26 protein-coding genes are annotated in these 26,257 nt (G+C 45.5%); 6 read left to right on the top strand and 20 right to left on the bottom strand.

Translation table 11 applies throughout. The annotated features are described in order from the left end of the window. Positions 1-91: 91 nt before the first annotated feature. The 4 genes from EYB58_RS12330 to EYB58_RS12315 all read left to right on the top strand — a co-directional run bounded on the left by EYB58_RS12330 (position 92) and on the right by EYB58_RS12315 (position 7,897). Positions 92-2,080 carry a lytic transglycosylase domain-containing protein gene (locus EYB58_RS12330; RefSeq protein WP_242637342.1) on the top strand — a complete coding sequence of 663 codons (1,989 nt, stop codon included), beginning with the start codon at positions 92-94 and terminating at the stop codon, positions 2,078-2,080. A 79-nt stretch (positions 2,081-2,159) separates the two neighbouring features. Next, complete coding sequence (locus tag EYB58_RS12325) at positions 2,160-4,883, top strand: cache domain-containing protein (protein ID WP_111958142.1); 2,724 nt, start codon at positions 2,160-2,162, stop codon at positions 4,881-4,883. Positions 4,884-4,951: 68 nt separating this feature from the next. Next, positions 4,952-6,175: a glycosyltransferase family 4 protein gene (locus EYB58_RS12320; RefSeq protein WP_111958144.1), complete on the top strand. Its 1,224-nt coding sequence runs from the start codon at positions 4,952-4,954 to the stop codon at positions 6,173-6,175. Between the two features lie 60 nt (positions 6,176-6,235). Then, complete coding sequence (locus EYB58_RS12315) at positions 6,236-7,897, top strand: methyl-accepting chemotaxis protein (protein ID WP_111958146.1); 1,662 nt, start codon at positions 6,236-6,238, stop codon at positions 7,895-7,897. Positions 7,898-8,428: 531 nt separating this feature from the next. Here the strand turns inward: EYB58_RS12315 and EYB58_RS12310 are convergent. From EYB58_RS12310 to EYB58_RS12300, 3 genes are read right to left on the bottom strand one after another with little or no spacing between them, the layout of a single operon-like run. Then, the gene (locus tag EYB58_RS12310) at positions 8,429-9,580 is read right to left on the bottom strand and encodes an alpha-hydroxy-acid oxidizing protein (RefSeq protein WP_111958148.1); all 1,152 of its coding nucleotides are present in this window, start codon (positions 9,578-9,580) and stop codon (positions 8,429-8,431) included. A 23-nt stretch (positions 9,581-9,603) separates the two neighbouring features. Beyond that, positions 9,604-10,461 (bottom strand): thiamine pyrophosphate-dependent enzyme, encoded by an 858-nt coding sequence (locus tag EYB58_RS12305; protein ID WP_111958150.1) that lies wholly within the window; start codon positions 10,459-10,461, stop codon positions 9,604-9,606. Continuing rightward, the gene (locus tag EYB58_RS12300; RefSeq protein WP_111958152.1) at positions 10,461-12,161 is read right to left on the bottom strand and encodes a 2-oxoacid:acceptor oxidoreductase subunit alpha; all 1,701 of its coding nucleotides are present in this window, start codon (positions 12,159-12,161) and stop codon (positions 10,461-10,463) included. Before EYB58_RS12300 ends, EYB58_RS12305 begins: the two co-directional genes overlap by 1 nt. Positions 12,162-12,410: 249 nt before the next feature. Between EYB58_RS12300 and EYB58_RS12295 the strand changes: the two genes are divergently transcribed. Then, positions 12,411-12,977, top strand: coding sequence for a flavodoxin family protein (locus EYB58_RS12295; protein ID WP_111958154.1), 567 nt, complete (start codon positions 12,411-12,413; stop codon positions 12,975-12,977). 341 nt (positions 12,978-13,318) lie between these two features. Here EYB58_RS12295 and EYB58_RS12290 read toward each other — a convergent pair whose 3' ends face one another. The 11 genes from EYB58_RS12290 to EYB58_RS12235 all read right to left on the bottom strand — a co-directional run bounded on the left by EYB58_RS12290 (position 13,319) and on the right by EYB58_RS12235 (position 19,073). Continuing rightward, entirely contained in the window at positions 13,319-13,630 is a 312-nt protein-coding gene (locus EYB58_RS12290; protein WP_111958156.1) for an IscA/HesB family protein, read from the bottom strand. 196 nt (positions 13,631-13,826) lie between these two features. Beyond that, a complete protein-coding gene (locus tag EYB58_RS12285; RefSeq protein ID WP_111958158.1) occupies positions 13,827-14,126 on the bottom strand; it encodes a HigA family addiction module antitoxin in 300 nt (99 codons plus the stop codon). Between the two features lie 12 nt (positions 14,127-14,138). Beyond that, entirely contained in the window at positions 14,139-14,414 is a 276-nt protein-coding gene (locus tag EYB58_RS12280) for a type II toxin-antitoxin system RelE/ParE family toxin (protein WP_111958160.1), read from the bottom strand. 602 nt (positions 14,415-15,016) lie between these two features. After that, the gene (locus EYB58_RS12270) at positions 15,017-15,526 is read right to left on the bottom strand and encodes a rod shape-determining protein (RefSeq protein WP_111958162.1); all 510 of its coding nucleotides are present in this window, start codon (positions 15,524-15,526) and stop codon (positions 15,017-15,019) included. A gap of 146 nt (positions 15,527-15,672) precedes the next feature. Further along, the gene (locus EYB58_RS12265; RefSeq protein ID WP_111958164.1) at positions 15,673-15,960 is read right to left on the bottom strand and encodes a type II toxin-antitoxin system RelE/ParE family toxin; all 288 of its coding nucleotides are present in this window, start codon (positions 15,958-15,960) and stop codon (positions 15,673-15,675) included. Further along, positions 15,957-16,190 carry an addiction module protein gene (locus EYB58_RS12260; RefSeq protein ID WP_111958166.1) on the bottom strand — a complete coding sequence of 78 codons (234 nt, stop codon included), beginning with the start codon at positions 16,188-16,190 and terminating at the stop codon, positions 15,957-15,959. Before EYB58_RS12260 ends, EYB58_RS12265 begins: the two co-directional genes overlap by 4 nt. Before the next feature lie 87 nt (positions 16,191-16,277). Continuing rightward, positions 16,278-16,898, bottom strand: a complete 621-nt coding sequence (locus tag EYB58_RS12255) for a toll/interleukin-1 receptor domain-containing protein (protein ID WP_111958168.1) — start codon at positions 16,896-16,898, stop codon at positions 16,278-16,280. A gap of 1 nt (position 16,899) precedes the next feature. Further along, a complete protein-coding gene (locus EYB58_RS12250; RefSeq protein ID WP_111958170.1) occupies positions 16,900-17,304 on the bottom strand; it encodes a hypothetical protein in 405 nt (134 codons plus the stop codon). Between the two features lie 121 nt (positions 17,305-17,425). After that, positions 17,426-18,151 (bottom strand): Cthe_2314 family HEPN domain-containing protein, encoded by a 726-nt coding sequence (locus EYB58_RS12245; protein WP_111958172.1) that lies wholly within the window; start codon positions 18,149-18,151, stop codon positions 17,426-17,428. 297 nt (positions 18,152-18,448) lie between these two features. Further along, positions 18,449-18,808 carry a HigA family addiction module antitoxin gene (locus tag EYB58_RS12240; protein WP_111958174.1) on the bottom strand — a complete coding sequence of 120 codons (360 nt, stop codon included), beginning with the start codon at positions 18,806-18,808 and terminating at the stop codon, positions 18,449-18,451. Further along, positions 18,780-19,073 carry a type II toxin-antitoxin system RelE/ParE family toxin gene (locus EYB58_RS12235; RefSeq protein WP_111958176.1) on the bottom strand — a complete coding sequence of 98 codons (294 nt, stop codon included), beginning with the start codon at positions 19,071-19,073 and terminating at the stop codon, positions 18,780-18,782. Before EYB58_RS12235 ends, EYB58_RS12240 begins: the two co-directional genes overlap by 29 nt. Positions 19,074-19,286: 213 nt before the next feature. Between EYB58_RS12235 and EYB58_RS12230 the strand changes: the two genes are divergently transcribed. Then, entirely contained in the window at positions 19,287-20,288 is a 1,002-nt protein-coding gene (locus EYB58_RS12230) for an integron integrase (protein WP_111958178.1), read from the top strand. A gap of 141 nt (positions 20,289-20,429) precedes the next feature. On the opposite strand, the gene EYB58_RS12225 is transcribed toward EYB58_RS12230, so the two are convergent. The 6 genes from EYB58_RS12225 to EYB58_RS12200 all read right to left on the bottom strand — a co-directional run bounded on the left by EYB58_RS12225 (position 20,430) and on the right by EYB58_RS12200 (position 26,179). Next, a complete protein-coding gene (locus tag EYB58_RS12225) occupies positions 20,430-21,437 on the bottom strand; it encodes an electron transfer flavoprotein subunit alpha/FixB family protein (protein WP_242637341.1) in 1,008 nt (335 codons plus the stop codon). Between the two features lie 8 nt (positions 21,438-21,445). Next, positions 21,446-22,291: an electron transfer flavoprotein subunit beta/FixA family protein gene (locus EYB58_RS12220; protein WP_111958182.1), complete on the bottom strand. Its 846-nt coding sequence runs from the start codon at positions 22,289-22,291 to the stop codon at positions 21,446-21,448. Positions 22,292-22,306: 15 nt separating this feature from the next. Next, complete coding sequence (locus EYB58_RS12215; protein WP_111958184.1) at positions 22,307-23,455, bottom strand: acyl-CoA dehydrogenase family protein; 1,149 nt, start codon at positions 23,453-23,455, stop codon at positions 22,307-22,309. 238 nt (positions 23,456-23,693) lie between these two features. After that, positions 23,694-25,085, bottom strand: coding sequence for a sensor histidine kinase (locus EYB58_RS12210; RefSeq protein WP_111958186.1), 1,392 nt, complete (start codon positions 25,083-25,085; stop codon positions 23,694-23,696). Further along, the gene (locus tag EYB58_RS12205) at positions 25,082-25,759 is read right to left on the bottom strand and encodes a response regulator transcription factor (protein WP_111958188.1); all 678 of its coding nucleotides are present in this window, start codon (positions 25,757-25,759) and stop codon (positions 25,082-25,084) included. Before EYB58_RS12205 ends, EYB58_RS12210 begins: the two co-directional genes overlap by 4 nt. A gap of 66 nt (positions 25,760-25,825) precedes the next feature. After that, positions 25,826-26,179, bottom strand: coding sequence for a diacylglycerol kinase (locus EYB58_RS12200; protein ID WP_111958190.1), 354 nt, complete (start codon positions 26,177-26,179; stop codon positions 25,826-25,828). Positions 26,180-26,257: the final 78 nt, after the last annotated feature.

Here is a 26,257-nt window from a genome sequence, read left to right as displayed (position 1 = left end):
ATGATCAAAGTCATTTAAAATCAGGCCCTGATATGGTAACATTATTTCTAAAATAAATTCTTCAACCTAAAATTTTTCTTTTGGAGTTAACATGGCCCGTTTCCCAGGACAATTGGTCAGTTTATCTATATTCACCCTCATTATAATCTGTGTTTACGCCACTGCCGGCCCGGTCTGCAGAGCAGCACAGCCCACAGCCCTCCCTGAAAAATCGGAATTTTTCCCGGTGTATGACCTGATCAAACCCAATGTGACATTCTGGACCAACATATTTACCAAATACACCCGGGGCCAGGCCCTGGTCCACGATATGGGCAACTTGTCCAGAATTTATGAAGAGCTCAAACTCAATCCAGCCAAGAGCCAAGAAGCTGCCCTGGCAAACAAAGCAATCAAAAAAAAGGCGATTGAAAAATATAGAGCCATATTGCTTGCCCTTTCCAAGGGCAAGATCCCTGAAACACCCCTGGAAAAAAAAGTGGTAGCCCTGTTCCCAAACAAAACCGAACCGGTGGCCTTCAAGCTGGCCGCCAACAGGCTTCGGGTGCAAACCGGATTAAAAGAGCATTTCATGGAAGGAGTAATCCGTTCAGGCGCCCTGATCGATGAGTTTAAAATGATATTCAGGTCCTATGACCTGCCCGAAGATCTGGTCTACCTGCCATGCCTGGAATCGGCCTATGATGTCCAAATCTACTCAAAATACGGTGCTGCGGGCTTATGGCAGTTCACCAGTTATACGGGCAAGCTGTTCATGGACATCAACTATGTGGTGGACCAACGTCGAGACCCCATTGTCTCTACCCATGGGGCGGCCCGGCTTCTGAAACGAAATTATGAAAAGCTTCAAAACTGGCCCATGGCCATTACAGCATACAACCACGGACTTTACGGCATGTCCCGGGCAAAGAATAAGCACAAAACCTATCCCAGCATATACACCGAGTACAGCAGCCGCTCCTTTAAATTTGCCTCACGCAATTTTTATCCGGAATTTATCGCGGCCCGCCAGGTAGCGAAAAATTATGTTAAATATTACGGCAATATTACCCTGGATAAACCGGGGCAGCAGACCCGGTACAAAGTTAAAAATTTTTTAGCCGCAAGGGATCTTGTCCGCACATTGCCGGTAGATTTGGAGACGTTACAGGTTATGAACCCGGCGTTAAGGAAGCCGGTCTTTGACGGCAGAAAATATATCCCGCCAGGGCAAATCCTGTATCTGCCCAAGCACATATCTTCGGACCTGCTGGACAAAACGCTTAGCCCCTTATACCGCACGGCCCAGAGAGCCACCCCCTTTCACCGGGTGGTCAGGGGGGATACCGCCGGCGGCATTGCCGATGCCTACAAGGTGCCCCTTAAAGACCTGATCTCACTGAACAGTCTTGGGAAAAAGGCAATTATACATGTTGACCAGACCCTGAAAATTCCGTTCAAAGAAAAAAGCCAGCCACAACGGACGGCTGTGGTTCCAAAACCGGACGCCTTGACCCAGTTAAAAACAAAGCCGTATTCTGAAAAACAGCCGAATCAGATCCCACTTCCTCCGAATCAAAGCAAACTGCCAAGGCTTCCCCAGAACCTGGAGGTTGTCACGTCGGATCTTGAACTCAAAACAGTCCACGACGAAAAAGGCCGTAAATACGCGATTTTCCATGCCACACCCGAAGAGACGATAACCAACTATGCCAACTGGCTGGGTATTGATGCAGGTGAAATCCGCAAATTAAATAAGATGTCATCAACGCAATGTGTCAGTGCGGGCCATGAAGTTACAATTCCGTTGCCGGCCTCCGGCGCCGCAGATTTTGAAGAAAAAAGGTTTGAATTTCAACAGGAGATCATTGAAGATTTTTTCGCCGCCTATTTCATTGCCGGCACCCAGACATATACGGTTGCGCCGGAAGATACGAGCTGGGAGATCTGCCGTAAAAAGTTAGATATTCCCTTCTGGCTGCTCCAGAAATACAATCCCGATATCAGAATCAACCTTTCGGTGGCCAAAGGCAGAATTCTATTATATCCCCTGGCCGAACCAAGGGCTAAGCATCCGGACGGTTCAAAAGACTTGTCATAGCTTCAAAAAACTTTTTTTTAGTTAAGCCTGTCCTGAAAATAAAAATACGGTTAATATCCAGATAAATGGAAGGGCTGCCATGATGAAAACGAACATTTCCAACATATCGCTGCTTACAGCTCTTACAATCGCATCCGTGTTTTCCGGTATCATTCTGTGGAATATGCAGAGCACCTTCACAAAATTCAGCCAAAAAAATAAGGAAGGGCTTCGAACTTTTTATATTGATCAACAAAAAGAACTTATCAAAAACGAAGTTGAACGGCTGACCAAACGAATATCCGCCACAAAAAACGCCATAATCAAGGCTGCCGGGGAGAATCTTAAAGACCAGGTGCATTCGGCGGAAGATTTTATTCAAAATGTATATATGACCCATAAAGAGGACCAGTATAAAACGCATATAAACAATTTAATCACATCTTTTAGCTGGGCCAACAAGTCGGGCTATTTTTATATTATATCCGGGGACGGTACTGTCAGACACCACGGAGCCAAGCCGGAACTGGTTGACAAAAATATTTCTTCCCTGGAAAAAAAGTTCCCTGATTTCATAAAATTTCTTGAAGAGGTAAAAACCAGCGGATCTGTTATGAGAGAGTATATGTTCTATAAACCGGGCAAGGGGGACAAAGGTTACAAAAAGCTCGGGTATGCCGTATACAACAGGGCATTTGATATTATTATCGGCACTGGATACTACATGGACAGTCTAAATGAACAGGGTAAACAGGAAATCCTGGAATCTATTGCCGGAGACAGGTTCGGCTATCAAAATTATGGCTACTTCTGGATATTTTCAACAGATTATAAAACAATTTTTCACATTGATCCAAATATCTATCATACGGATCTGAAAACATTTCGTGGCGCAAACAACAAACTGGTCATCAAGGAGTTTGTTGACATCGCAACTTCCAAAGGCAGTGGATTCAGTACCTATTACTGGGAAATTCCCGGACTGGCCACGGCGGCTGAAAAAATATCGTATCTGGTATATATTCCGGACTGGGACTGGATTGTCGGATCTGGATTTTATTTTGAAAATTTTTATGAACTTGTGGGAACCGTAGAGGGAATAAGCAGTTCACTTCTCAAACAGGAGATAATAAAAAACAGCCTGATTATCATCTCTCTTTTTGTCTTTACGCTGGTGGTGTCTCTTTTTGTTTACAAAAGAATCCGAAAAATTGAGTCTGAGCAGATAAAATTCCTCAATGAGCTGATACAGTACCAAACAGTGATAGACAAAAGCGCAATCGTCAGTATTACTGATCTGAACGGAAATATTATTCACGTGAATGACGAAATGTGTGAGGTCACAGGATTTAATAAAGAAGAATTACTGCATGCGACCCACAACCAACTCAGCCATCCAGACAACCCTGCCTCAACATACCAGGAACTATGGGCGACCATTACAAAGGGAAAAACCTGGCGCGGGATCTTTAAAAATCTCAGAAAAGACGGTGGGTATTTTTTTCAAAAATCAACCATCGTGCCGTTTAAAGATAAAGATGGCGAAGTGATTAAATATATTTCAATCAGCCATGATGTCACCGAAGTGTTTGAAAATAAATCCCAGCTTCAGAAATACCTCAATTATGACACGTTAACCCAGTTGAACAACAGAAACAGTCTGCTCATGGAGATAAAAAAAGCCAAATCTGCAGATCTTGCGATCATTGATATAGACGACTTTCATAAAATAAATGAAACATACGGAATGAAAAGCGGAGACGAACTGCTTAAACTATTTGCTTCAAGGCTTTCTAATCATATATATTTGTACCGCTATTTTATCTACAGGCTGCACTCTGATGTATTTGCCGTATTTTCCACCCGAAGTGATAAGAATCTTTTTATCATCGATGTTGAAACAGCAATTAAGGATATTATTAAAGAGACCTTCATCATCGGGGACAAGGAGTTGATGATCAGTGCCATCACAGGGTACGCGCATGGCTCGGATAATATTATGGCCCATGCAGATGCGGCGTTACAGTTTGCAAAAGCAAACAATATCGATCATTATGCCTATGATCCTTTAAAAGTGGATAACAGCAAAATATATGAACAGAATATTCGGGTTGTAAAAATGCTCAGCAGTGCCATTGATGAAGACCGGGTCGTGCCGTTTTTCCAGCCGATCATAGGTGCGGGGACACCAAAGTACGAAAGCCTGATGCGTATCGAGAACACGGATGGCGGTATCATCTCTCCGGCACAGTTCCTTGATATCAGCAAGCAGACCCGATTTTATCCGACGCTGACCAAAATCATGGTAAAAAAGACCATAGACACATTTGTCCACGATGACAGTAGGTTCAGTATCAATATTTCGACGGAGGATCTCCTGAATAGCGAGACCATGGCTTTTATTTATGACTATGCACTTGATAAAAACATCATGTCACGCATGATACTTGAACTTGTGGAGTCGGAAAGTCTGTCTTCCTACGCCGGTATAACAGATATCATTTACAGGTTTAAAAAGGCCGGCGCAAAAATTGCGATTGACGATTTTGGCACAGGATACTCAAATTTTGATTATCTGCTGAAGATCAAAGCAGACTATATCAAAATTGACGGCAGCATCATCAAACTGATCACCAAAGATGAACGGGCCGTTGATGTGGTTAACTCCATTGTTTCGTATGCAAACAAGCTTAAGATGAAACCCATTGCAGAGTTCATCTCCAGTGAGGCGCTTTGCGCCAAGGCAAAAGCCCTTGGGATCGCTTATCAACAAGGATTTTACCATGGCAAACCCGATCCGATCCCTGATAAAACGATTTTCTAATCCCTTTATATCCAGGGGGCATGACATGGGTTATGGCTTTTTAGTACATCCCGTGTTAAATTTTTTTCATGAGAATTCTTCATATTTTAAGCCAACTGCCTGATTTCACAGGCTCAGGGAAGACCGTCCAAGCCATTATCAGGCAATCTTGTGCCAGGGGGCATGAAAACTTTCTTGTGGCGGGCATTCAGGATGATTTTAAATTAGATCCGTCTTTGTTACCCCCGGATCAGACCCAATTTGTCCGATTTAACCATGGGCGCCTTGATTTCAGGCTTCCGGGCATGAGCGATGTCATGCCCTACCCCAGTATGGTTTTTTCTTCAATGAACAAAAATCAGATTTGCCGGTATGAAACCGCATTCAGCCAGGCTTTTCAAAGGGTACGGGAAAAATTTCGACCGGATCTGATCCATACCCACCATCTTTGGATTGTTTCGAAAACAGCCAGACAAATCTTTCAGGACCTGCCCATGGTAGCCTCCTGCCACGGCACATGCCTTCGCCAATATTTTCTGTGCCCCGGGATGGACCTGGGTCTTGAAAATGCCATGGCAGATATAGACGCCGTTTTATGCCTGAGCCGACACCAGAGACAGCAGATTATGGACATTCACAGAATAGATCCGGAAAAACTGCATGTGGTAGGCGCAGGCTTTGAAAAAAAGTTATTCTATTGTGAGCCAAAGCCTGAAAAGGGCCCAGTGGAAATTGTGTATGCAGGAAAACTGAGCCGGGCCAAGGGTGTTCCCTGGCTTCTTGCTGCGTTGAAAAAAATGACGGGCCCGGATTATTGCCTGCACCTGGCAGGCGCAGGCACTGGTCAGGAAAAACAAGAATGCCTGGCGCTGGCTGCAGAGCTGGATGGCCGGGTAAAGGTTCACGGTTCCCTGTCCCACGAAAACCTTGCCCGGCTGATGCGCCGGTCCCACCTCTTTGTTCTGCCCTCGTTTTTTGAAGGTCTTCCCCTGGTGCTCATGGAAGCGTTGTCTTCGGGCTGCAGGATACTGACCACCGCGCTGCCCGGAACCCGGGAAATATTTGAAGAGACCCGCTCCGGCATGGTCGATCTTCTGGAACTGCCTGCCCTTGAAACCGTGGACACACCGTTTCAAAAAGATTTGCCGGCCCTGGAACAGGCCCTTTCCAATGCCCTGAAAATCAGCATCACAAAGGCAGGTCAAAACCGGCAACCGGACCTTACCCAAGTCAGTAGGCTAACCAGGACCTACACCTGGGAAAACGTATTTTCCAAGATGGAAGAAATCTATAAAAAAGTGGCAGTGTCATAGACTTAAAAAACCTGTGAAAATGCACATAAAATCAATTGAGTAACAGAGAAGGGGAAATGCATGGAGATCAGATATCAACTTGGATTTGTGGCCGGCGGTTTATCATTGTTAATCGTTCTGATGTTTGTCGTTACCATGTATACGACAAATAAACAGAAGAACGACAGTTTTGTTATCAACCTTGCCGGAAGACAGCGGATGCTTTCCCAGAAGATTACAAAGGAGATTTATAAATATCACGCGGATATACAATACGAGAAATCTGGCATTTCGAAAACCCTCGTTTCGATCAGAAAAACAGAGAGAATATTCGATGAGACATTAACGGCACTTGCGGATTCAGGCAGAGCGCCCCTTGGACTTGATCCCGATAACACAGCGTATCAGCAATGCCCCAAGGCGACCGAACCCGCCTATTCCCGTCTCAAGAAGGTGAAAAATATCTGGGACGATTTTTCCCTTCATGTGGACGAGTACCTTAAGGACCCGATTAACGGAAAAGAGAACCTGGCATTTATCGAGACCCAGAACATGATCCTGCTCAAGGAGATGAACACCGCAGTGGGGATGATGCAGAAACAGTCCGAAGCAAGGGTCCGTCAACTCATCATTTTTCAAGCCGCGGGCATTGGTGTGGGAGTCGTCCTGATGATCTTAAGCATCATCGTAATTCGCAGGGTTGTAAGCCGGCTGGACAGATCCAGTGAGATCGCCCGGGCCTTGAAATACGGGGACCTGACAAAAAGATTTGCCAGGTGGGAAAAACAAGGCGCCGAACCGGACGAAATCGGAGCCCTTGCCAAAAGCCTCAACGAATTTGTGAATTTCTTTCATTTGGCTGTAAAGGATATCAACAAGGGGACCGGGGAACTCGATAGCGCATCCACCAACATGAACCGGGTGGCGGAACTTCTTTCCAAAAAATCGGAAGACTCTGCCGAGCGGATTGAGGGAACCAAAGGCGTAACGGATGAAATGAGTTCCGATATGAATGCAGTTGCAGCCGCAATGGAGGAACTGACCACCAATACCCAGCAGATTGCGGCATCCACCTCACTGATCAACACCACCATAATGGGGATCTGTGAAAATACGGGGGCAGCCCGCAAAATTTCGGAACAAGCCGTGGAGAGGGTTGAGGCTGCATCGAAAAAAGTCGGGGAACTTGGAGAGGCAGCCAATACCATTGAAAAGGTATCGGAGACCATTGGCGAAATCTCCGAGCAAACAAATCTCCTGGCGCTCAATGCCACCATTGAGGCCGCAAGAGCCGGAGAAGCCGGCAAGGGATTTGCCGTGGTCGCCACCGAGATCAAGGCACTGGCACAACAGACAACGGATGCAACTCAGAAAATCAAAGAAAGTATCGTATGGATTCAGGACTCCACCTCATCGGCCGTCAGCGAGATACAGGACATCACCGATGTGATCAACCAAGTGAACGACATCGTTTCAACCATTGCCATGGCAGTGGAGGAACAGACCGGAACCATCGCCGAAATCGATGAAAACGTCTCCCAGGGTGCCCATGCCCTCCAGGAAGTAAATGCCAATGTAGCAAAAACATCATCCGCTGCAACCGATATCAACCGGGATATGGGTGAGTTGCATCAATCCATTCAAGATGTTTCGGACACCACCCATCAGATCAGCACAAGCGCAGGGACACTTTCCGAGCTTGCCGCAAAGCTCAAAGAGATGGTGGATCATTTCACGATTTGATGGATTTCCCATGGGCGTAAGGCTTGGGATCAGATTAAAATCGTCCAAATAAGACTTAGGATTTTAAGTCGTATTCAAGGCGCGTTACTGGGAGCATATTCGAAATATGTGTCCAGTGACGCAACGCGGAAGACGGCTTAAAAGGCAAGTCTTATGGGCGGTTTTATTTTGATTGCGAGCCTAAGGACCGCGAATCAAATAAGTTGGGCAAAAATAATGCCAAATTTTGGATCATCTACAAGGCGCATTAAAGGTTGAATAGCAGGCCTATTGGGCCTTTAATGCAACGACGTAGATGGGCTAAAAGGCAAGCTATTTCGTTCAAGTTATTTCATCTGCGGTCCTAACCCCATTTCACTGGCTGAATATATGAATAACACAGCCGGCTACCCATCGACAGTATCTGTGCTCTCTGCTTTCGAACTTACAATCCAACCCATTGAGCACTGAACGAAAACCCGTGTTTGGACGCAAAGTTGCCCAGATGCAAGGCGCAAATGGGTGCCTTTGCGTTGAAACCCCATATATTTTTCAGCACAGTATTGATGAATCAATCTCGGCAATGGAACTGACCCCGGTCATAAACATGGCTTTTTTCAATATCTTTTGAATATGTTCCATGTGTATTCTAACACCCAGGGAGCCTGCCCCCACAGCCGCCCGGATCACATCCCTGCCCAGAAGCACAAAGTCCGCACCCAGTGCCAGCATCTTCAGCACGTCATAACCGGTCCTGACCCCACCGTCAGCCGTGATGATGACCTGTCCTTTAAGTTGTTTGGCAATATCCGGAAGCACCTCTGCCGCTCCCGGCGTTGCATCCAGCACCCGGCCGCCGTGATTTGAGACACTGACCACCTTGACGCCGGCTTCAGCACAGCTTAGGGCATCCTCCACCGTCATAATCCCTTTGGCAATAAAAGGCAGGGACGTGGCCTGGACAAGTTCTTTAAGGTCCTTTACGCTCTTACGGAATACCGGCTGATTATGCCGGGCCATAATGGTGGACCCACATCCGTCAAGATCCACACCCACAGCAGGAGCTCCCAGTTCTTCGGCCATGTGGATAAGCCGTTTAAGCACATTCTGGGATCGGGGCTTGAAGATGGGGACGGCCGGCACGCCTTCTTTTTTCATAGCTCTGAGCGCCGGGTTATCATCCGGGGTATAAAAAAAGGTATCTCCCCGCCAGCCGATGGTACCGGCATCTTTACAACCCCGGATCACGGCCCGGCAAAAATCGTCTTCACTGATGGCATTGTTGTAGCGCTCAGCACCTGCCGTGGAAGCTGCCATAACAGGGAAATCAAGTTTTGTGCCTAAAAATGTGCAGGAGGTATCAGGTTCGGTATGTTCCCCCACCACCCGTAATTTAAAGCGCACGGCCTCAAGGGCCATAACATTCGCGCGAAAGGAGAAACCTGCACCCGCACCGCCGAACCCAATGGGTTTGCCATAAGCCTCTTTCTGGCAAATTTTATCAAAATTGCCGTCACAGGCGGGGTAAGCCGCACAAAACCCTTTAAGATTTTTTCTTGCCCTGTCCCGAACCGCTTCAAGGGTTTCGGGAATCGTTTCCTTATCAAGAATAACGCGGTTGTCAGCCCCGCAAGAGCTGCACTGTTCGGGTGCTTCCTCCTGTTCCATCGTAGTAGAGCACATGGTGCATTGCCAGATAGTCATATCAAATGATGTCTCCTGTTTCACTATAAGTTTTGTAAAAGCGTGTCTGTCATCAGCTTGCTGTCATAATTATGTGAGGCAAGGGCTGTTAGCTTAAGATTGGGAACCCGTTCGTGGAATGGTGTGCCGGGAACTTCATACAACACACCTAAAGGAAGGCTTTTTTCCCACTCCTGGGCCAGCTTAAATGCCTTTGCAATATCCTGGGGATCATGATCCGTATCCTCGAGTTTGTAAGCCCGCTCTTCATACCAGCTCAAGGTATTTATTTTATTAAAGGATACACATGGCTGTAAAATATCCACCAAAGAAAAGCCTTTGTAGTCCATGGCCTTGACGATCAATTCCGTCAAATGCCCAGGTTCTCCGGAAAGCCCCCGTGCCACAAATCCCGCCCCGGCAGCTAATGCAATACCCAAGGCAGAAAATTGCGATGAAGGGGTACCGTTGTTCTGCAGTTTTGTCTTCATACCCAGGCTTGATGTGGGAGAGGCCTGGCCCTTGGTCAGCCCGTAAATCTGATTGTTATGCACCAAAAGCGTAATATCGATATTTCGCCGGATTGCCGCAAGGAAATGATTGCCGCCTTCCCCATAACAGTCGCCGTCCCCGCAGTTTACCACCACAGTAAGATCGTTATTGGCGATCTTTGTCCCCGTTGCCAGGGGAAGTGCCCTGCCGTGAAGCCCATGGAACATGTTACATTGAAGAAAATGCGGTGTTTTCCCGGCCTGACCGATACCGGAAATCAGTGTAAGTTTTTCAGGCGGAATCTGCTGTTGGGCAAAGGCATTTTTCATCGCAGCAAGGATCTGAAAATTACCACATCCCGGGCACCATTTGTTTTCGAAATTGCAGTTGAAGTCTTTTGAGGTAATCATTATTTCACAAGCTCCTTTGCCTTTTGAACAATATAATCCGGAAAAAAAGGTCTGCCGTCATATTTAAAAATGGTGTCAAATGAGGCGATGCCCACTTCCTGGGAAAGCAAGCGAGCCAACTGACCGGACTCATTTTGCTCCACCATAATCAATTTTTTGCCATCCAGCATCTCCCTTATCATTTTACGATCCATGGGCCAAAGATCTTTAAACACGGCGGCCCCTATCTCTATGCCCTGGGCACCAAGCCTGTCAACCGCTTCCAGAATACTTCCCCGTGTTGATCCCCATCCCACAAGAAACACCGGGGCTGTTGGGTTCACCAGGAAAGGGGCTTCCATCTCTTTGATCATGGCAGGCAATTTTGCCGCACGCTTCTTTGTCATGGCCATTTTGTTTTCAGCATTTTCACTGATGTGCCCTTCGGGATCATGCTCATTGCCCGTAACCCGGACCAGTCCCGGGCCTGAACAGGGTATGCGTTGTGGAGAAATGCCGTCTTGTGCCAGCGCATACCGCAAATAGGGATCATCCTCACTGCCGCTGTTGTTTTGTTCATAAAAGCGTTCAATGTCAGGATCAACCGAAAGCGTGTTCACTTCCGTCACCCTGGAGTTGGCCAGGAACTGATCAAGTAGCACAATGGCAGGCACCTGATATTTTTCAGCCAGATGAAAAGCCCGTTTCATGGTCTCATAGGTTTCAACAGGTGTACCCGGTGCAAAAATAAACCGTGGAAATTCATCCTGGGAGGCATGGACAGAAAAAAGCAAATCCGCCTGGCCGGTCCGGGTGGGCAGGCCTGTGGCAGGACCCGGACGTTGGGCATTGACGATCACTAGCGGCGTTTCCGTCATCCCGGCAAGCCCTAACCCTTCGGTCATGAGACAAAAACCGCCGCCCGAGGTTGCGGTCATGGCGCGAACACCGGCAAAGGAGGCGCCAATGGCCATCATCACGGCTGCAATCTCATCTTCGGCCTGTTCAACGACCACGGGCAGTTTTTTAGAATAAGGAATGACACTGGAGATGACACCTGTGGCTGGACTCATGGGATAAAAGGGAAAAAACCGGCAGTCAGCGGCCAATGCGCCCAGGCCGGCAGCCGTGGCCCCACTGAGAACAACGTTATTGCTCTTTTTTACCTCCCAATTAAACCCGGTATCCTGGCTTAAGCCTTTTGCCGCATCAAACCCTTTTTTTGCCGCTGCAACATTAAGCGCCACGATTTTTTCGCCCTTGGCAGCAAACTGTTTTTTTAACACATCCGCCAGCAAACTTAAGGGTGCGCCAAGAATGGCAAGCACAGCACCTGCGGCCACGCTATTGGCTGTGATTTTATTGCCGGCTTCTTCTGCCAGTTTTTTCAAAGGGATTTCAAATCGTGTTTTGTCTTTTATCCCGGGTTCATCTGCGTTAATAATGGCAATACCGCTGGACCGCAACTCGTCTTTATGCAATTCATAGGCATTCGTGTTAATGCAGACAAGGATATCAAGCCTGTTACCGGGGGCGGTAAGTTCCTTGTCGCTGAGTCGCAGCAGATTAAAATTGTGCCCCCCCCTGACCCTTGATTCAAAATCATCCACGGAGAAGGTAAACAAACCGCTTTGGTGACACACTTCGGAGAGCAGATCTCCAATGGTTTGAATGCCCTGCCCCGCCGCGCCTGCAATTTTTAGTGTTACATCAGTTTTCATGGACGCCCCTTGTGTTGTTGTATAGCATAAAAAAAATGATGAACGGTGACGTAATTTAGGTATGCTAGAAGCTTTTGTACGCCTTGCCGGCTTTCCCTATACAGGAAAGGTAAAAAAAAACACATTATTGCTGATCATGATAATGCTTTGTGATCTGTTTTTCAATATTCGAATTGACAAGTTCTATTATGGATCTAATGTGTGATACGAAAACAATACTTAAAACCATCAGGAAACAAGGAGAAAAGAATGAACATACTGCTGTTGCAGGGAGGCGCCCAAAAAAATGGAAACACAGCAAAGGTGCTGGAATGGGTAAATGTGGAACTGATCCGTCTTGGCCATGATGTGGAAACCGTTTACCTGCATTCAAAAAATCTTAAAGGATGTATGGGCTGTGGAAAATGCAAACAGATAATGGATGCCCCAGGCTGTATCCAAAAGGATGATATGCCTGAAATCATGGGAAAAATGATTATGGCCCAGGCTGTTGTCTTTTCCTCCCCCTTATATTTCTGGGGCGTGAATGCCCAGCTCAAATCCGTCATCGACCGCACTTACAGTCTGTATACCAAAATACCTGAACATATATCCCTTGTGGAAGGCCAGCGCCAGGGGCTTTTGATGACAGGCGCCGGACCATTTGACAACAATGCGGCAGAAGCATTCACCGCATTCGGCAGGATGCAAAAATACCACAAATCAATCAACGCCGCAGAATTGTTTGTGGGTGGATGCTCAACCCCGGATCAGATGGATGCTTCCGTCAAAGACCAGGCGTTTGAGTTTGCCCGTAAACTTACGGATCAGATTTAATTCGCAACTTCCTACCACAATTGTAAGAGCCTGTTTAAGATTTAGGAGAATGGATTCTCATTTTCATGAGATTGCAGCCGATTCGTCAATTTATAAACAGGCTCTAAGTAAGCTGCCACAACCCCTTCTTTTCCGGCACAGGACATGACCGGTGTGAAAAAGGCCATGTCCCAGGCAGGAAATTGCCGACGGCACAATCCGGGTCTTGCACGACCAGTGGGTTCAGGCGCAATCCATGGGAACACACATAGATGCGCCTGCAACTGACCCCGTACAGAATGAGGCCATAGCCGAAGAACCGGATTACGGCCCGGTCTGAAAAAACTCAAACTTTTTATTCGTTAGCTATGGCATGTTCCGCTGCCGCAACCTTTGCATCCGGCAGGCGGTTCCAAGCTGGATTCAAGGCGAAAGCCTGTACCTGCAAAATCAACATCCACAGGACTTGCTTTTTCCATCAAATCCTTATCCATGATGAATTCCACACCATCAAAGGTAAACACGGCATCCGTCTCTTTTTTCTCGTCCAAAGCCATGGCAAGGCTTGGCCCGCTGCATCCGTCTCCATTGAGAAGGATTCTGATGGGTGTAATTTCTTTGCCCTCAAAATAGAGTTTAACCTGTTCCTGGGCAGGCTTGGTAACATTTATCATATTTAAAAGTCTCTCCTTTTTATTTTTTGTTGGGAGTCGAGCCGAATACTGATAATCCAGCCCAACTCATGACGCTTAATCATAAAATTAATCATAAATAGAAGCAAAACAATGTCACTAACCCATTTTTCTTGGGTCTTGTTGCATTCTCCAGCGTTTTGTTCTCTTTATATTTTGAATAGTGATCCCTCTGTTTTCAAGCAGTAATTGCTTGTAGAGGGATAATTTCATTCTCGATTTTTGTAATATTCTGTTTAGCCATTTTAAGGTCATAACTGATTTGTAGGTTCATCCAGAATTGTGGGGTGGTGTTGAAGTATCTAGCCAACCTGAGAGCCGTATCAATGCTAATCCCTCTCTTTTGTCTTATCACATCATTGATCCGAGGTGCTGGTACGCGTAAAGCAACAGCCAAAGCGTTCGCACTCATATTTAATGGTTCTAAATACTCTTCTTTGATTATTTCTCCAGGATGAATTGCCCGCATATTATTCATAATTTGCTCCTCCTAATGGTAGTCTGTTATCTCTACATCGTATGGTTCATCAGACCATGCAAAGCACACACGCCATTGTATATTAATTCTTATGCTGTACTGCCCTTGTCTGTCTCCTCCTAATTTTTCAAATCTGTTACCGGGTGGAGATCGTAAATCCAGAAGTTCGGCTGCACTGTCAAGTATTTGGAGCTTACGTTCTGCTTGCGCCTGAAACGGTCTGAATTGCTTTGGGCTTTTTCCTTCGTAAAGGGCTTGTGTATGCTTGCATTTAAAATTTTTTATCATAATTATATTATATAACGGCTCTCGTTAAATATCAACCGTTATACCATAGGAAGAGAACGGGGAGCTGAGGGGCCGGGCTTTTAAACCCCAAAAGCTGAAATAAAAGGGAAAGTTTCCTGAACCACATACTTTCCAAAACGCCGCGCAGGTAGCCCGGATACTCTCCAGCGTTTTGGTCAAGTAGCCCGAGGGACCTTCCCCCTCAGGCTTTTTATCCGTGTCATCGATGTCGATGACCCCTTTGGTGATTTTGTATGCTTTAAAAATGATATCCAAACTGAAATGGAATAGATGCTCCCAGGCGATTTTTGAATGCCGAAACATCCAAGACAAAGCATTTTTATTGTATTGTCCCATGCTGATACGGGCGAAAGCAGTCCAGTTAATACTGTTGGTTAAAATGATTCCAGTAAGACAAAAGCCCAGCCAAAAACATTGAGAACGGGTTAGACACACAGCCTTCAAAGTCACTCCCGAACCCTGCCCCTAAAAAAAATATTTCCATATATCAGGATAAAACGCCCTGGTTCAATCCCGCCGGGCTTGTTCAACCACTGGATAAGATCGTGGTTCGTTCCTCACACGATCTATCCTTGTTCGTTCTATTCAATATTTATTGGGCCATCTTGAGGTGGAAAATTTAAGGATATCATCTCAACATCCTTAAGTTCTCTTCCAACCCATACATAGCACTTTTGAGCCCCGACGACCGTAGCAAGTTCTTTTATGGCCTTACCTTCAATTTGAGAAAGTCCTCCTTGAAGGTCCTTTTTAGGGTGCATTATAATTATTGGTCTGATCATTAATTTTTTGTTTACCGCTTTGCGTATAAAGTGCATTAGAGTCGTTTGAGCAATTTCAAAATCATTAATACATACTCGTGGGTGAGAGAATCCATTATGAATAGAAATTGTTGTATCATTTGGCAACTGTTCGACTTCTGAACCAATTGCATAAACAATATTTTCGCCTTTTTGATTTTGCTTTATAGCCAGCAAGGGTTTGTCTTCAATTGTATTACCGGTTTCCACATGTTTGACGGAAATCCATTCATCACTGAATTTAATATAAATTGTTTTTTTAAAGAATTTATTGATGATTGAATCAATCATGATGGTCCTTGTTTAAAATAGAACGGGTAGCTCAGCCGACCGGGGCATACAGCCGAGCAGGTTGTCGAAGCCAAGTTTTTTCGAAAACCAAGACCTTTCAAAAAGCCGATAGCCCCCCGGGTCGGCTGCAGCGTTTTGTTCTGTTTTTATCTACCCTGCCAGTAATCTGGTTTTCTATGCAGATGCATGACTGCCATGATTCTGATATGGTTGTTAACCTCCCGATAGAGGATTCCGTATGGGAATTTGTTGGTGAGGCAACGCCTTGTTTTTGTATCAAGATCTGTCCAGGCATATGGATGCTCACATATTCGTTTAATGGTGGCGTAAACTTCTTCAGAAAACCTTTCGCCTAAACCCGCTTGGCATTCTTCGTAATATTCAATTGCATCAATGAATTCTTTTTCAGCAATTTCATGAAAGCTAAATTTCATTTTGAAAATCGTTTCCGGATTTTTTTAAAAACCTCATCACCGGGAATGAGTTTCGCCTCTCCACGGTCAAGTGCTTGGCAGCGACGTTCAACTTCATCTGACCATGCCTGATCAATATCTTTTTGAATCGGTAAATTGGTACTAATCAGCAACTTATCTATAAGTATAAGCCGTTCATCTACCGGAAGATTGATTGCTTGTTCATATATTTTTTCTGATATGCATTCCATATGTCATCTCCTTTTTATTTGAATATACAGATGACAGCTTCATTGTTCAATAATCAAAGGCGGATATTATTAAAAAAAACGTACTCTTCAGCGGGCGCGGTTTTTTGCGCTCCGCTGGAAGAAATTGTTATGCTTTGACGTTTTCAATGCTTTAGTTATTTGGCTTACACCAATATCAAATGATTCTAAAAAATCAGCGTATACCAAGTCACTAATTATCTTTGGAACAGGAGTTTCATCAATAACAACAGGTAATATCTTTTTCTTTTTGTTTATGGCATTTTCTAATTCTTTTTCGATCCATTGAGATTCTGAGCTATTTTTTGAAATTACAACAAGAAAATAGTCGCTTTCATCAACTAATTCCGATATTTTTTGACTTATGGGATCACCAACATTAAGCTCGTGCTTGTCAAACAGCACATAAACGGGTAATTGTTCGATTTCACGCAATAATTTTTGCACGAAGTCTAAGTCATTATTTGAATATGAAATAAATATTTTTGGGGCATTAAGAGCTGTTCTAATTCTTGCTATTGAATATGCGACTATAGCGCCTAACATAGCCCCTAATATGCCTGTAGAAAACTTTATGTACTCTACTGATTTAAATTGTATTAAAAAAACTAAAATGGAAACAACGCTAGCGATTCCACCAACTATAACCGGTAGGGTATTTAGTAGCTCTTTTTTTATAGGTTTTTTCATTTTATGATATCCAATTTACAACGAATAGAAGAGTGAACAAGCCAAACGTACCTGGGAAAATAATGCCCCATCCCCATTTAAGTTTATCATCACTCTCCCATCCTAATTTTCTTACAACCGTCGAAATACCCCAAATGCCAACAAGGAAAGCCATTAAAATCCACGGTACAGATGCTAATTGCTCTGCAATTTGCTTTGATTGTGTAGCACTTCTTGCTAATTGAGTACTGGCCGTAATGAATATTAAAAGGGCGGTTACAGCTAAATCTAATCCAACTGCCAAATCTTCCTTTTTAAAACCTGAATGTCTATCATTTCTCGTTACGTACTTAATAAAAATAGAAAGGCCCACTGTAATCAATGGCACACCAAATTGCAGAAAATATGGGTTTTCTAAAAATTTCAAATTTCTACCCTACTATCCTATATAATTGTATATGATATCAGCATAACGGTTGAACTGACGGGCCGCGCCATGGAGCTTGAAAAAGGCGGCTTAGTGGCTCGCGGTCCCGTCAAGTGATGGGTTATATTTTGTTGAGCCGTCGTAATAGTTTTTTCTGGTAATGATAGATGGGTAAAACGCTGTCAAAAAAGTTAAACAATTTTTGTTCAATACTGTCTAAATATTTTTCCAGTTCTTGTTTTTTATCTTCCAGATAACTTTGAATTATTTCTCCTAATTCTTCAGAATCCACAAAGCTTTCTCGGCCTGCTTCTTTTGAAAGGTGGTCTGCGTTTAAAACCATAGTCAATTGATCATGAAGATCTTCAGAATACCTGTCATGATGTATTACGGTATTCCTGATCTGCCGATATTCATTACAAGTTTTATTTATTGCCTTAAGTTTATTTACCAGATCAAATCTTTTCACATGGTCGTTTGTGACAATCAAAGTATGGTTGATAGAATCGTTACTAATCCCAAGATTTAGAATCTTATTGGTAAAAATCAAAGTTCGATCATATATTGATTGGACTCTGATGATGCTATTTTCAATGAGCATTTCTATGTAGATACTTTTCGATTGCTCGGCATCCATTATGGAATCCAAGTATTTTGCGTCAAGCAGGGCGAGTGAAAGCCTTGCTTTATTCATTGAGGAAGTCACTGCACCTAAAGATTTTCCACATGAGAGAATGTAAGAATCGAGTTCATTTTTTGCCTCTAATTCAAGTTCCCCATCCTTAATTTTAAATCTGAATATAGGGCTTTCTTCATCAAGAGTTATTGTGTTTTCAATTTCGTGCATGTATTCCTCTTAGAAATATAATGGCCGAGTTGACCAGTCAAGGTTCCCGGATAACGGGCGCGCAGCGTCTGGTTATTTGGGAATTTTGACTGGTCCAATGACTGGTTTGCGTAGCGCAGCGGAGCACACCAGGCGTTGGACTTTAGTCGACTCGGCCATTTGCGCAGCGGAGCTACGCAAACGGTGAAGCTCACGGGCCGCAAGGGTTTGCAGAAAAATTGGCTGAAAGCACTATTTTTCAAAGTTGTTACAGTCTTTGAAAAAGGGCGCCCCTTGCGGTCCACGTGCAGCGCTGGGTTATGCTAAATTTTCTCGTACTATTGAAAGGGGTTGCAGCTTTTGAATCTCAATAGCTTTTGGGCCGTTCATAGCGTGCCATAGATCCCAGTCTTGTTGCAAACCAAGCCAGAAATCTGCAGACATTCCCAAAACATAAGACAATCTGAGCGCAGTGTCTGGTGTCACTGAACGGCGACCTTTGATGATTTCGTTAAGACGAGGATATGATACTCCTAATTTTTGAGCCAGTTTCGTCTGTGTGATATTAAGCGGTTTGATAAACTCTTCCAGAAGCATCTCACCTGGATGTGTTGGCGGCCTGTTTTTGGGGAGTTTCCTCGAAACGTTATTAGTGGTAGTCGGTGATTTCAATCTCATATGCTTGGCCCTCCTCCCAAATAAAACAAATACGGTATTGCTGATTTATTCGGATGCTATATTGATTTTCTCTATCGCCTTTTAGCTGCTCAAGCCTGTTTCCTGGTGGTATTTGGAGTTCAGTTATTTCTTGCACACGATTAATTTGGTCCAGTTTGCGTCTTGCGATAGGCCAGATTGATTGCGGACAACATTTTCTGGCGGCTTTGGATGCAGTTCCATCAAAAATATCCTCCGTTTTAGCATTCTTAAAAGACTTTATCATGACTCATATTATAACGGCATCCATTATAAATGTCAATATTTCGGATTAAAGGCATAACAGTTTTAATATATGGAAAATTTACATTAGATTACCTTATCTCTGTAAATATTTTCCATAATATTTTATATCATTATCTTCAATATGGAAAAATAATTCCAGGATATCACGCGACCCTTTACATTTTCCATAAGAATAAGTATTATCATATCTATTATGGAAATCAAGAAAAAATTTACGCCAAATCCAAACCTCAAATTACTTGATCAAGTCCGCGAAACGCTTCGCTATTATCATTATGCAAGGTCCACGGAAAAGACATATTGCCAATGGATTATTCGCTATATCCATTTTTTTGAGAAGAAGGTGCATCCAAGGGATATGGGGGAAAAAGAAATTGAGCATTTTCTTTCCCACCTTGCTACCCATGAAAAGGTAGCCGCCTCTACCCAGAGACAGGCTCTCAATGCCCTGGTATTTCTCTATCGTGATGTTTTGTTAAAACCTCTTGATAACTCAATCGCTCCTGTTCGTTCAAAATCTAAAAAACGGCCGCCGACGGTTTTGACGGAAAAAGAGGTGAAAAGTGTGCTTGATCACATGAGTGGCACACACATGCTGATGGCCAGATTGATTTACGGGTCGGGCATCCGGCTCATGGAGTGTATCAGGCTGCGCATCCAGGATGTGGATTTTGGACAAGGTCAAATTTATGTCAGAGACGGCAAGGGAGGGAAAGACCGTACCTCCTATCTTCCGAAAATAGTCGCAGATGATCTTCGACAGCATATAGAGCGTGTGAAAATTATCCACCAGCAAGACCTTGATGACGGTTTTGGCTCTGTGTATTTACCTAACGCTCTGGCAAAAAAATATAAAAACGCGGCCAAAGAAATTGTTTGGCAGTATGTATTTCCAGCTCGCTCCCGCTCTATTGACCCACGCAGTAAGATTGAGCGCCGTCACCATGTTCTTGAATCGGGATTGCAAAAAGCAGTAAAAACCGCGGTTACAAAATCCGGTATTGATAAACGAGCCACCGTCCACACCCTTCGTCACTCTTTTGCCACTCATATGCTTGAGCATGGTGTAAACATCCGCGTCCTGCAAGAGCTTCTCGGGCACGCGAATGTAAAAACTACGGAAATATACACCCATGTCATGCGCACAGATATTCATCGGCTGCAGAACCCTCTTGACCGTCTCTATGAAAAATAGAAAGTCCGAGGACATGATACAACTTTTTGTGTAAAACGGCATCATGCCCCCGGAATTTCTATTGTGCCTGCCTTGGTGCCAAGGATCAAGACAACTGGCGATTAACCTTATTTTTCATTCTCTTATTTTCTAAAAAAGACCTCAGTCCCTTATCTTCTCTTTCAGAGCCCGGATAATCCCGGAGCAGACCTGGTTGGCATCGGCGACAATGGCCACATCCGCAAGCTTCATCATCATGGCATCTGGATTTTTGTTCACAGCCACAATGAAATCAGCATCCATGAGCGCGGCCGTGTGCTGGATGGCCCCGGAGATACCAAAGGAGAATAACACCTTGGGACGAATATGCTTACCGGCCTGACCCACCAGGGCCTCGTGGCCTACCCATCCGGCATGGACAACAGGACGGGTGGCCCCAACCTCGGCATTGAGCAGCCCTGCCAGGTCAAACAGTTTTTTAAATTTACCCTTGGACCCCATGCCCCTGCCCCCGGTGATCACAATATCCGCCTTTTCAATGCCCATGGTTTTGACAGGCTGGTATTCCGAATGGGTACAGCGGATCCGCTCGATGGGCAGATCTTCGGGCAAATCAAGGGTGATCACCTCACCCTGAGCCGTATCATCATGGGGCAGTTCATGGAAGGTACCGGGCCGTACCGTTGCCATCTGGGGCCGGGCTTTGGGCGTGAGTATCCGTGCAATGAGGTTGCCCCCAAAAGATGGGGCAATCTGGACAAGCCGTTGTTTATCGTCTACCTCAAGATCAATACAGTCGGCGGTAAGCCCTGTGTCCAGCCGTTTTGCCACCCGGGGCGCCACCTCCTGGCCGAACCGGGTGGCCCCGATCAGGATGATATCCGGCTTCATGTCCCGGGCCAGCCCTATCAAAAGGTTGGTAAAGGTCTCAATGCCATAGGATTTAAGCCTTGGATGATCAATCACATAAACCAGGTCAGCACCATGGGAAATATATTCGCTGGTATATCCACCCACATCATGCCCAAAAACCACGCCGCACACCCGGCCGCCGGTCTTTTCGGCAAGCGTCCTGGCCCTTGCCAGAATTTGAAGCGTGACCCGGTTTTTAAAATAGTTGCGGTAGTCCCCAAGCACCCAGATATCTTTGCCGGTTGATTTTTTTGACATTTGTGCCCTCATTCCTTTTTTAAATCCTTGCCCATGGCAGAACTGATAATTTTCCCATAATCTGTAAACAGCTTGTCCACCACAGTTTTAGCCGCGCCCTTGAGCACCCGGCTCTCCTTTTGGGCAGCAGGCGAAAATACATCCAGAATACGGGTGGGCGAATCCTTAAGGGCATTAAAATCCCTATCCAGTTCCAGGCGATCAGCATCCACAACCTCAATTTGGGGAGAAGCAAACGCCTGGGCCACGCCGGCAAGTCCGGCATAACGGGGAACTAATGCGCCCTGGTCTATGGTCACAAGGCCCGGCAGATCCATCTCCAGGGTTTCCATAAAATCATCCACCAGCCGGGTGACCACAAGTGTTCTGTGGGTCAGCCGGATATCCGTTGCCCAGCCGATTGCCGGCCAATCCAATTCACAGGCCAACTGGGGACCGACCTGGGCCGTCTCGCTGTCACTGGTCTGGGATCCGCACAGTACAAGACCGGTATCAGGCTGAAACATCCTTATATACCGGCCAAGGATAAAAGAGGTAATATTTGTGTCGGCTCCGGCCATTTTCCGGTCCGTGAGCAGGACCCCGTGGTCTGCGCCCAGGGACACGGCCTGGTGAAGCACCTCCTCGGCCATGGGCGGTCCCATGGTCAGTGCGGTCACCCGAACCCGGCGATCATCCGACTGCCCTGCCCTTTGCAGGCGAAGCCCGGCTTCCAGGGCAAGGCGTGAGGCAGGGTCCATCATGCCCTGGGCAAGTTCGCGTTTCAAGGTGCCGGTTTTGGAATTCCAGGGCAGTTCAGACACCATAGGCACCTGTTTGATGCATACAATGATATCAAGTGTGTGTGTATTCATATCTACTTTTGTTCCTTAACTGGGCCGGGTAATCAGATGCCTTGCGATAACCATCTTCTGCACTTCACTGGTACCTTCATAGATCTGGGTCACCTTGGCTTCCCTGAAGTAACGTTCCACATCATATTCTCTGGAGTATCCGTATCCGCCGTGGATCTGGACGGCCAGATCCGTCACAGTGCGTGCCGTGGCACTGCAGGACAGTTTGGCCATGGCCGCCTGGGCACCGAAATCGCCGCCCGTATCCTTGGCAGCAGCGGCCCGGTACAAAAGCAAACGGGAAGCTTCAATGGACGTGGCCATATCTGCCAGATAGTTCTGGATAGTTTGAAATTTTGTCAAAGGGCTGTTGAACTGCCGGCGCTCCTTGGCATAACTCAAGGCCGCCTCAAATGCGGCCTGGGCAATGCCTAACGCCTGGGCCGCAATACCGATGCGGCCGGTGTCCAGGGCAGTCAAACCGATTTTCAGGCCATGGCCTGGTTTGCCCAGCAGATTGGTTTCAGGGATCCGGCAATCCTCAAAAAACAGAGACGAAACCGGATTGGCCCGCATGCCGCATAAATCCTCTATTTCGCCCACACTGAATCCGGGACACGTCTTTTCCACGATAAAAACATTTGGCCGGGAGGGTCCCTGTTGTCCGGCATCCACGGCAAATACCAGAACCACATCACAAACCCCGCCATTGGTCACAAAAATCTTGGTGCCGTTGATGGTGTATCCCTCTTCGGTCTTTGTTGCCGTGGTTTCCACGCCACCGGCATCGGAACCGGCATTGGCTTCGGTCAGGCAGAATGCACCGATATGCAATCCTTTGGCCATGTCCGGGACAAAGCGGGCTATTTGCTCATCCGTACCAAACCTTAAAATGGGATACAGCCCCACGCTGTTGTGAACAGACACACAAAGCCCGAGAGCAGCGCACACCCTGGACAATTCCTCAATCACAATGGCATAGGAAATAGTGTCAAGACCGGCACCCCCTAAAGACGGCGGCACCTGGAGGCCAAAGTAATTCAAAGGTCCCATCTTTTCAATAATTTCAGTTGGGAAGCGCCCTTCCCTGTCCAGGCTTGCGGCATGGGGTCCGATCTCGTTTTCAGCAAACTCCCGCACCGTTTTTCTGACCACCTGGTGTTTCATGCAGGGGTTAAAATCCATAAAATCACACCTTTTTATTTTCTTAAGGGGAAATACCCATAAAATTAATATAAATACATAGGCAGGACAGGACTATACCCCATCTGGACACATTTTCAAGTAATTAAACATGGAGACTGTCTGCGGTAGGATCAAAGGCTATATATGCGTGCCTGCTTATATAAATTTAGTGCAGGTCTGGATAAAAGGCCTGAGAGAAATAGAAGTTACGGTACGGCTGCTTTGAAACCTATTCCAATCAGCTATTTTCCGGCAAACAAACGATTGTTTGTATCATTTGATTCGGCCCATTTGTAATGTTTATCCTGCCATTATGAAGCTTGACGATTTTCTGAGCAATGGCCAAGCCCAACCCAGAGCCCCCGAGAGATTGGGATCTGGACTTCTCCACACGATAAAACTGCTCAAACAAGCGGGAAATGTCTTGTTCCGGTATTTTAAAACCCGAATTCAAGATTTCAATACAAACCTCGGTCTTTAATCGCTCGACCCTGATTCTTATTGTGCCCTCTGCAGGCAGGTTGTACCGGATGGCGTTGTCAATTAAATTAACAAAAAGGCGGAATAGTTTTTCCGGATCACCCATAATTGGACAAGGAAAATTTACCTGATTTTGAACGAGAATCTGTTTTTCAGTCAGCACGTCGGCATAATCATCAAGGACTCTCTCAATCGTCACTGCCAGATCCAGCCGAACCATATGTAAAATATCCTGTTGTTCCATTCTGGAAAGATCCAGCAGATTTTTAACCAGGTGGCTCATGCGGCGGCTTGTATCAAGCTGTTTCATCAGACTTTCTTCGGCTGATGGTGACAACGCTTCATTCATCAACATATCTTCCTGGGACAGCATCAGAAGGGTAACAGGACTCTTTAATTCATGGGAGGCATTTCCAATGAACTCCTTCTGGCGATTAAAAGAGTGTTGAATTCTGTCAAACATTTTATTCAAAGCAACAGACAGTTCATAAAGCTCATCCCGGGTTTTACCTAAAGGTATTCTTTTATCCAGGGATTTTTCACTGATTTCCCTTGATTGGTGAATAATTGCTGAAATCGGTCTTAATATCCGGCCTGCCAGGACATAGCTCAAGATAAAGATGCCTAACGCACAAAGGCAAAGGCTGATACCTATATCAATGGCAAGCTCAATCAATTCTTCTTCAAGATCTTCAATGGGTTTTGCGATACGAATCTCTATGGAACGACCCCTTATCTGCTCTCTGACGACCATCACCCTGAACAATACATCATCTTTGCTGTCCTGCTGCAGCCAGATCTTGGATTTTGGAATATGCTTTTCAATCAGGTATTTGGATTCCTTATTTGGAGCAGAAAGATCTGTAAATTCGGTAAGTTTAGATTGGTAAAGCATCTGTTCCTGATCAGCTTTAACCATGATCCAGTAGTGGTCCGGATCATAGGGCATGCCGTTCAAGTTCAAATCCTCCACGAAACTTCCGGCATCCCTTAGCCTGTCGGCCAAGGTTGTTGCCATATGTTCAATTTCTTTGTCAATCAGTTTAAAAGGTTCTTCGGTCAGCTCCCAGAAAATAATGGATGAGAATATAATGGTAGATAAAAGAGCTGCACCGGAAATCCAGAGGGTTATTTTTTTACGGATTTTCATACCTGTTCATCAATAATAAATCCGATGCCCCGAATCGTTTTAATGATGGGGTTCTTTCCATGGGGCGTCAGTTTTTTCCTCAAATTTTTAATATGTACATCCACATAATTGGACATTGAAAAAGGGTCGAACTCCTCGCCCCATATATGCTCTGCCAGATTGAACCGTGATACGGCACTGCCCTTATTGTGCAAGAGAAATTCAAGAATTGAAAATTCTTTAGCTGTCAGATGAACCTCTTCCCCATTCAAAGAGACTTGTCGTTTGGCAGTATCCAGGCAGACCGGTCCAGCCTCAAGCATAGGGGTCCGGTTCCCTTTCCTCCTGAGCATCGCCCTGATCCGAGCCATGAGCTCTGCCATGGAAAAGGGCTTAGCCAGATAATCATCTGCGCCATGATCCAATCCCTTGACCCTGTCCTGGACATCGCTCCTTGCGGTCAGCATGAGAATGGGCATGTCGATTCCTGCTTTACGGACCTCGTTGAGTACACTTAAACCATCCATTCGGGGAAGCATGATATCAAGGAGAACAAGGTCATAGGGAACATCAAATATCTTGTCTAAGGCCTGCTCTCCGTTTTCAGCAATATCCACCTCATATTGTTTTTTTGTTAAGGCAGTTTTCAGCTGATCTAACAGCCCTGTATCATCGTCGACTATTAATATATGCATCTCAAGAATTCTCCGTAGCGGTACTATGGTTTTCAAAATAACCGGATAACAGGCAAATAACAAATTTTATATCAGAATCAGGGTCCATACCATAACAGTGATGATAATACTGACAAAAACCGCTGCTGATCCCATATCTTTAGCCTGTTTTGCCAAAGGGTGAACATCTGTACCAGTCCGGTCCACTACGGCCTCCAGTCCGGAATTTAAAAGCTCTACAACTAAAATGATCAATGGCGAAGATGCCAGCAGCGCCTTCTCCGTCCCGCTTTGTCCAAGGAAGATTGCGGCAGGGATGAGCGCGATCGCAACAATCATCTCCTGGCGGAAGGCCGCTTCTGATGTCCAGGCTGCTTTAAGCCCTGCCAGAGAATATCCAGTGGCCTTGATAAGTCGAATTATTCCAGTTTCTTTTTTCATATATTGGTCCTCCGGGACATTGTGTTGTGGGCCAGTAAATAGTCTACCCCTGGTAAATAATCTGATATTTCTCGGAAG

It is taken from the genome of Desulfobacter hydrogenophilus (genome assembly GCF_004319545.1).
Taxonomy (GTDB): domain Bacteria; phylum Desulfobacterota; class Desulfobacteria; order Desulfobacterales; family Desulfobacteraceae; genus Desulfobacter; species Desulfobacter hydrogenophilus.
Note: the sequence above shows the minus strand (reverse complement) of the source record. Positions and strands in the feature narration are given on the sequence as shown.